The sequence below is a fragment of the Streptomyces calvus genome, assembly GCF_006782915.1.
In the GTDB taxonomy this organism is placed as follows: Bacteria; Actinomycetota; Actinomycetes; order Streptomycetales; family Streptomycetaceae; genus Streptomyces; species Streptomyces calvus.
Genome location: NZ_VCNP01000016.1, coordinates 26,119 through 33,019, shown reverse-complemented (window position 1 = coordinate 33,019; position 6,901 = coordinate 26,119). Strand labels below are relative to the sequence as shown.

Below are 6,901 nucleotides of genomic sequence, written 5' to 3'. Positions count from 1 at the left end.
GAACCACGGAAGACCCGCACCGGGCGGAGCAGGTCGGAAAGCGCTTCGACCGTGTCCGTCCCCTCTGTTAGCGTCATGCGGCTCACGCGATCCGTGGGCATCAACGCCATCAGTGGCATCAACGACGAACAGGGTGGGGCCAGTTGAGACGAAGACGAAGAACCGGTGCGGTACGCGTGACGGCCGTGTGCTGCGCCGCGGTGATCGCGGCGGCGGGCGCGGGACTGTCCGGAACCGCGTACGCGGCGGAGAACCTGCCGCCCGTGCAGCCGCTGGTGCAGGACCTCACGACGGGCTCCAAGGCCTGCGCCTCGGGTGAGGACCGGCCGTACGTGTCGACGCCGCCGACCCTGCGCGCCGTCCTCAACGACCCGGAGGAGGACAACCAGCCCGCCGAGGCCAACCTGGTCAAGGGCGAGTTCGAGGCGTGGTGGACCGACGCGGCGGGCAGCGAGCAGCGCCGCACGTACACGTCGTACGAGACGCTGTCGGGCTCGCCGCAGCAGTGGCGGATGCCGGAGGACGTCCCGGCGAACACCGTGGTGTCGTGGCACGTCCGCGCGAACGACGGCACGACGACCTCCGCCTGGAGCTCCGAAGGCGACGGACACGTCTGCGAGTTCGTGGTCGACGACGTCAGCCCGGACCGGCCCGTCGTCACCTCGCCCGACTACCCGGAGGACGAGATCTCCGACGGCGTCGGCGTGTACGGCAGCTTCACCATGGACTCGCCGTCACCGGACGTCGTCGAGTACCGCTACAACTTCATCGGCGGCCCCTACGGAACCGCCCGGCCCGACGAGCCCGGCGGACCGGCCACCATCCGGTTCCTGCCGCTGGAGGGCCGCCCGGACTACCTGAGCGTCCGTGCCGTCGACCGCTCCGGCCGCAGCAGCCCGACCACCACGTACTGGTTCCGTGTGAAGGACGGGCGCGCGCCCGTCGCCCACTGGAAGCTCGACGACCCCGCCGGTTCCACCGGTGCCGCCGCCGAGGCGGGCACCGCCGCGCGCGCCGGCTCCGGCGTGACCTTCGGCGGCCCGGCGCCCCGCGGCGCCGACACCGGCGCGACCGCCGCGCTCAACGGCAGCAGCCACGCCTACCTCACACCCGGCGTCCCGGCCGTCGACACCGCCGGCACCTTCGCCGTCAGCGCCTGGGTGCGCCCCGCGCAGACCGACCGGACCATGACGGTCGCCAGCCAGGACGCAGGAGGGACGGCGGCCTTCCGCCTCGGCCTGACCAGCCGGGACTCCGGCCCCGCCTGGTCGTTCGCCCTCGGTGACGCACACGTGTCGGGCGGCGCACCGGAGACCGGCGAGTGGGCCCACCTGCTCGGCCTCTACGACGCGGAGACCGGCACGGCCCGCCTGTACGTCAACGGTCACGCCGTCGGCACCGGCGCCGAGGCGACGCCCACCGGGACGAGCGGCGCGTTCCAGATCGGCCGCGCCCGCAGCGGCGACCAGTACCACGCGCGCTGGCACGGCGACCTCGGCGACGTACGGGTCCACGACCGGGTCGTGGTGCCGGCGGAGGTGGCCGACATGGCGTACCGCACACCGGAGTTGCTGGGGCACTGGTCGCTGGAGACCGCGACGGACGGCGCCAGCCCGGAGCAGACGGACGGGGCGCCGCTTCGCCTCGGCGACGGTGCGGCCATCCACCGCAGTCCCAGCAGCACCTGCATCCCGGACCTGGACCCCGACTGCGCCTACGTGCCGCCCGCCCTGGTCGGCGACGGGCACCTGACGCTGGACGGCGGGAGCGGGCACGCGGTCGCCGAGGGCCCGGTGGTGGACACCGGTGACAGCTTCACCCTCGGTGTGGTCGTGCGGCTGGCGGACGCCGAACCGGCGCACCCCATGACCGTGCTGTCCCAGGCCGGTGAGCACACCGACGCCTTCAAGGTGCGCTACGAACCGTCGCAGCACCAGTGGCAGCTGGTCATGCCGGAGCGGGACGAGCCCGGCGCCCCCGAGACCGTCGTCTCCCACATCGAACCGGCCGACGGCGGCGAGGGCTCGGGCCACCGCCTCGCCGTGGTCTACGACGACGCCACCGACACGGTCAAACTGTTCTTGGACGGCTACACCAACGACCGGGCCACCGGGACCGTCCCGAACGGCTGGCGCAGCTCAGGAGCCCTCCAGATCGGCCGGGGACAGGTCGGCGACGGCTGGGGCGAGTACCTGCACGGCGACGTCGACGAGGTGCAGGCGTACGCCGGCGCGCTGAAGGACAGCAGGATCGGCGGCCTGGGCTGGGGGACGAACCCCTGCCTCGAGTGCTAGCCGGCACCTGACCGACCGTTTCCGCCGCGGACCCGGGCCGGCTGCCGACAGCCCGCCCGGGTCCGCTGCTTGCGTCCGGGTAGTAGTAGCCTTCAAGGAAGTTGCTTCCCAGAGGGAAGCAACGAAGAGAAGCACTGATGGAGAAGCGCCGGCTGAGCGAGCCGGAAGGCGGGACGGGCGACCGATGGTCATGAGCTGTACGACGGACCGGCACGACCACCACGACGTGTACGCGGCGCAGTGCCCGTGCCGGGACGTGCTGGACCTGCTGGCCAACAAGTGGTCGGCGCTGGCGATCGGCGCGCTGGAGGAGGGCCCGCGGCGGTTCGGCGCGCTGCAGCGCCGCCTGGAGGGCGTCAGTCCGAAGGTGCTGACCAACACCCTGCGCCGGCTGGAGGAGAAGGGGTTCGTGAACCGGACGGTCTATCCCGCCGTCCCCCTCCACGTGGAGTACGAGCTCACCCCGCTCGGCCGCGGCGTCGCGCAGCCGCTGGCGCAGCTGCGCACCTGGGTCGAGGACCACCTGGACGAGATCCCGGTGTGACGCCCGGCGCCGGCCCGGTCAGTCCGCGAAGCCGGTGAGGGTGATCTTGCCGATGGCGGTGCCGGACTCGAGGATGCGGTGGGCCTCGCGCAGGTTGGCCGCGTTGACGGTGCCGAGGTCGGTGGTGGCCGTGCTGGTGAGGATCCCGGCGTCGACGAGGCGCGCGACCTGGGTGAGGATGTGGTGCTGCTTGGCCAGGTCGGGCGTGCCGTGCAGGGAGCGGGTGAACATCAGCTCCCAGTGGAAGGAGATGCTCTTGCCCTTGAGCAGCCCGATCTCGACGGGCCCGAAGTCGTCGATGGCGACGACGCCGCCGAAGGGCTTGAGGATGTCGGCGTAGGCGGCCAGGTTCCGGTCGGTGCCGATGGTGCTGAAGACGTGGTCGACGCCGTCCGGGGCGATGCGCGCCACCTGCTCGGCGAGCGGCTGGTGGTGGTCGACGGTGTGGGCGACGCCCATCCGGCGGGCGAACTCGACGGTCTCCGGCCGTGAGGCGGTGCCGACGACCGTGAGGCTGGTCAGGGCGCGGGCGAGCTGCGCGACCATGGCGCCGACGCCGCCGGCCGCCGCGGTGACCAGGAGGGTGCCGGTCCGGTCCATGGCTCCCTCGTGCAGGCCCAGGCGCTCGAAGAGGCCCTCCCATGCGGTCAGCGAGGTCAGCGGCAGCGCCGCCGCCTGCGTGAAGGAGAGCGACGCGGGCTTGCGGGCGGCGATGCGCTCGTCGACCGCGTGGAAGCGGGAGTTGCTGCCGGGGCGGTCGAGCGCGCCGGCGTAGTAGACCTCGTCGCCGACCCGGAACAGCTCGACCTCGTCGCCGACGGCGACGACGGTGCCGGCCGCGTCCCAGCCCAGCACGCGCGGTTCGCCGCCGGGGTCGTTGTTCCGCCGGACCTTGTAGTCGACCGGGTTGACGGCGACGGCCTCGACCCGGACCAGCAGGTCACGGGGGCCCGGGGTGGGCACGGGCAGTTCGACGTCGAGGAGGCTCTCGGCGTCCTCGACGGGCAGGCTCTTGCGGTAGGCGACCGCGGGCATCGTCGGGTTCTGCGTTCCGCTCATCGGGAAGGACTCCGCATCTGGTGGTCGTGACGTGCTGATCGCACCGTAGGACCAGGAGGGTGGTAACCCGCAAGGGGAATTACTTCCCTTGGGGAAGCATGCAGGAAAGAAGGGAGTGTACGACCGTACGCTCCACCGGTAGGCTCTGCCGCATGACTGTTGACGTACTGGCGCGGCCCACCCGGGCCGACCGGCAGGCCCGGGCCGCCGTCGCCGTGCTGTTCCTCACCAACGGCGCGCTGTTCGCGAACCTGCTGCCCCGGTATCCGCAGATCAAGGCGGACCTCGGCATCGGCAACGCCGCCTACGGCCTGGCCGTCGCGGCGTTCCCGACGGGCGCCATCGCGGCCGGACTGGCCGCGGGCGTGCTCGTCCGCCGGCTCGGATCGGCACGCGTCGCGGTCGCCGGCACCCTGCTGACGGGCGCCGGAGCCCTCGCCGCGGGCCTGGCCGACTTGGTCGCCGCGTTCGCGGCCGCGCTGTTCCTGGCCGGAGCGATGGACGCGATCACCGATGTCGCCCAGAACGCCCACGGCCTGCGGGTGCAGCGCCGCTACGGACGCAGCATCATCAACTCCCTGCACGCCATCTGGTCCGTCGGCGCCGTCACCGGCGGAGCCATGGCCGCCGGCGCCATCGCACTCGACCTGTCCCGAGGGCAGCACCTGCTCGTCTCCGGCGTCCTCTTCGGGATCGCCGCCTGCGTCGCCCTGCGCTACTGCCTGCCCGGACCCGACACCGAACCGGCTGCGCAGGAGGACGGCACCCCGGGCCGCGACGCGCCGCACGACCGCAACGGGACCGCGCCGCGCCGCACCGCGTACGTGCTGGCCGCGCTCGTCCTCATCGCCACTGCCGGCACCCTCGTCGAGGACGCCGGCAACTCCTGGGCCGCGCTGTACCTCTCCGACTCCCTGCGCGCCTCGGCGACCCTGGCGGCGTCCGGCTTCATCGCGCTGGTCGGAGCGCAGTTCGTCGGCCGGCTGATCGGCGACCGGCTCGTGGACCGCTTCGGGCAGCGGCAGGTGGCCCGCGCCGGCGGGCTGATCGCCGCGTTCGGCATGGGTCTGGCACTGGCCGTGCCGACCGTGCCGGGCACCGTCCTCGGCTTCGCCGCGGCGGGCTTCGGCGTGGCGACCCTCGTACCCGCGGCGATGCACGAGGCCGACGAACTGCCCGGCCTCGAACCCGGATCCGGTCTGACGATCGTCTCCTGGCTGATGCGCCTCGGCTTCCTCCTCTCCCCGCCCGTCGTCGGCCTCGTCGCCGACGAGGCCGGCCTGCGCGCGGGCCTGCTCGTGGTGCCGCTCGCCGGGCTGCTCGTCCTGCTGCTGGCCGGCGTGCTGCAGCCGCGCCGGACCTGACCCTCGGCCGCCCGTCCGGACCGTCCGACGTTCACGGCGCCTCGAAGTCCTTGTCCGCGGCCGGTGGCGGAGCACACAACGGCCGACGGGGGTGCGCGACGGGCTGTGGAACCCGTCGCGCACCCCCGTGGGGCCGTGACACGGCGGCAGGTGGGGGCACCGCCCGCCGCGGTCCGTCAGGTCGACCAGACGACGTTGCCGTTGTGCACGACGACGACCTTCGCGTCGGCCCGCAGGACGAGTCGGGCGCCTTCGTGGCCGTAGCTGCCCGCGCCCCAGATGGGGCGGTCCTCGCCGTTGTGGATGACGAGGTTGCCGTCGTGCTGGAAGATCGCCCGGTGGTTCCGGCCGAAGGTCATGGACGCCCAGATCGCCTTGCCGTGCTCGTTGTAGACGACCAGATTGCCGTCCGTCTGCATCACCATGCGGATGCGGTTGGTGGTCCAGGCCTGGTTGACCTCCAGGACGCTGGTCGCGAAGACGGTCTCGGTGCTCCAGTTCGGCTTCGGCGACGGCTTCGGCTTGGGCTTCGGCTTCGGCTTCTCGGCCGTTTTGCTCGGCTGCGGCGCGGGCGCGGGCGGAGCCGGCGCGGCGGCGACCGGCTTCGGCGGCTCGGCCTTCTTCGGCTTCTCCCTGCTCGGGGACGAACTGGGCTTCTCCGCCACGTAGTCGTCCAGGGCGGCGGGCGCCGAGTTCTGGTCCAGAACGGTGTCGGAGCCCTCCGCCGCCAGCCCCTTCGCGGTGTCCGGCGGGCTGTCGTCCCGGCCGGCTCCGGCCAGCATCAGCGGTATCGCGATCAGCGCGGCACCGGCGATCGCCGCGCCCGCCAGGACGGGCTTGCGGGGACGCCCCCGGTCGACACCGGTGCCGGTCCGGGTGCCCGGCGGCGTCGTGCCGACCGCCGCCGCGACGGCGAGGCCCTCCCGGGCGGGGGAGGGCGCGGCGGTGGCCTCTCCGGCCGGGGCGGTGCTCGACCCGGCGGCGGGAGCGGCGCCGGACTCGCCCCCGGTCTCCTTCTCGGGGGCCGAACCGGACTCCGCCCCGGGAGCCGTCTCCGCTCCGGCCGCCGGCTGCGTCGTCGAAGCCGTGCCGGACCGCGCGGCGGGGGCGCCGGCCGGCGCCGGGGCGTTCGCGTCGGGCGCGGGGGACGCGGGCGGGGAGCCGGCCTCCCCTTCACGGGCGGCTGCCGTCTCCGCGTTCGCGCCGGGGGTCTGCTGCTGGGGGGACATGCGGTACTCCTCCTCGGTGGCGGAGCTGTCGGTGGTGGGCGGGGCCCGGCACCGGACGCGCCGGACGAAAGCCGGGAGGCCCGGCGGGTGTTGGTCCGAGGCCCGCGTTCCGCGCGACCCCCGCGATGCCGACCGCAGGCCCGGTCCGACGCCTTTCCGGGCTGCGAGGTCTTCCCGTACGGCCGGCCCCGGCCCGGACAGCCGGCCGGAAGGCACCGTACGCCGACGGTCCGATGGCGTACCCAACTTAGCCCTTCGCGACCACGGTGGCCGCCCGGGCCGTCCCGGTCCTTCCGTCGCTTTGTCCGCCGACGCCTCACTGCTCCCGTAACGTTCCCCACCCGGGCAGCAAACGGGCACGTCGGCGCCCCGATACGGACCCGCCGCCATCCCCAACGGGCGGGGCCGGTG

The 6,901-nt window shown here is 73.7% G+C and carries 5 protein-coding genes; 3 read left to right on the top strand and 2 right to left on the bottom strand.

From position 1 onward, the window contains the following. Nucleotides 1–722 precede the first annotated feature (722 nt). A complete protein-coding gene (locus tag FGW31_RS07665) occupies nt 723–2,294 on the top strand; it encodes a LamG domain-containing protein (protein ID WP_259396571.1) in 1,572 nt (523 codons plus the stop codon). A gap of 190 nt (nt 2,295–2,484) precedes the next feature. Further along, nucleotides 2,485–2,838 (top strand): winged helix-turn-helix transcriptional regulator, encoded by a 354-nt coding sequence (locus tag FGW31_RS07660; RefSeq protein ID WP_233452436.1) that lies wholly within the window; start codon nt 2,485–2,487, stop codon nt 2,836–2,838. A gap of 18 nt (nt 2,839–2,856) precedes the next feature. Here the strand turns inward: FGW31_RS07660 and FGW31_RS07655 are convergent, their stop codons facing one another. Further along, a complete protein-coding gene (locus FGW31_RS07655) occupies nt 2,857–3,897 on the bottom strand; it encodes a zinc-binding alcohol dehydrogenase family protein (protein ID WP_142192613.1) in 1,041 nt (346 codons plus the stop codon). Between the two features lie 152 nt (nt 3,898–4,049). On the opposite strand from FGW31_RS07655, the gene FGW31_RS07650 reads away from it, so the two are divergent. Further along, nucleotides 4,050–5,261 (top strand): MFS transporter, encoded by a 1,212-nt coding sequence (locus tag FGW31_RS07650; RefSeq protein WP_142192612.1) that lies wholly within the window; start codon nt 4,050–4,052, stop codon nt 5,259–5,261. Between the two features lie 176 nt (nt 5,262–5,437). On the opposite strand, the gene FGW31_RS07645 is transcribed toward FGW31_RS07650, so the two are convergent. Next, on the bottom strand, nt 5,438–6,490 hold the full coding sequence (locus FGW31_RS07645; protein WP_142192611.1) for a mannose-binding protein: 1,053 nt from the start codon (nt 6,488–6,490) through the stop codon (nt 5,438–5,440). Between the last annotated feature and the right edge of the window lie 411 nt (nt 6,491–6,901).

Coding starts and splice junctions, on each gene's coding strand:
- FGW31_RS07660 (WP_233452436.1), top strand. CDS start 2,485: ATGAGCTGTACGACGGACCGGCACGACCACCACGACGTGTACGCGGCG.
- FGW31_RS07655 (WP_142192613.1), bottom strand. CDS start 3,897: ATGAGCGGAACGCAGAACCCGACGATGCCCGCGGTCGCCTACCGCAAG.
- FGW31_RS07645 (WP_142192611.1), bottom strand. CDS start 6,490: ATGTCCCCCCAGCAGCAGACCCCCGGCGCGAACGCGGAGACGGCAGCC.
- FGW31_RS07665 (WP_259396571.1), top strand. CDS start 723: ATGGACTCGCCGTCACCGGACGTCGTCGAGTACCGCTACAACTTCATC.
- FGW31_RS07650 (WP_142192612.1), top strand. CDS start 4,050: ATGACTGTTGACGTACTGGCGCGGCCCACCCGGGCCGACCGGCAGGCC.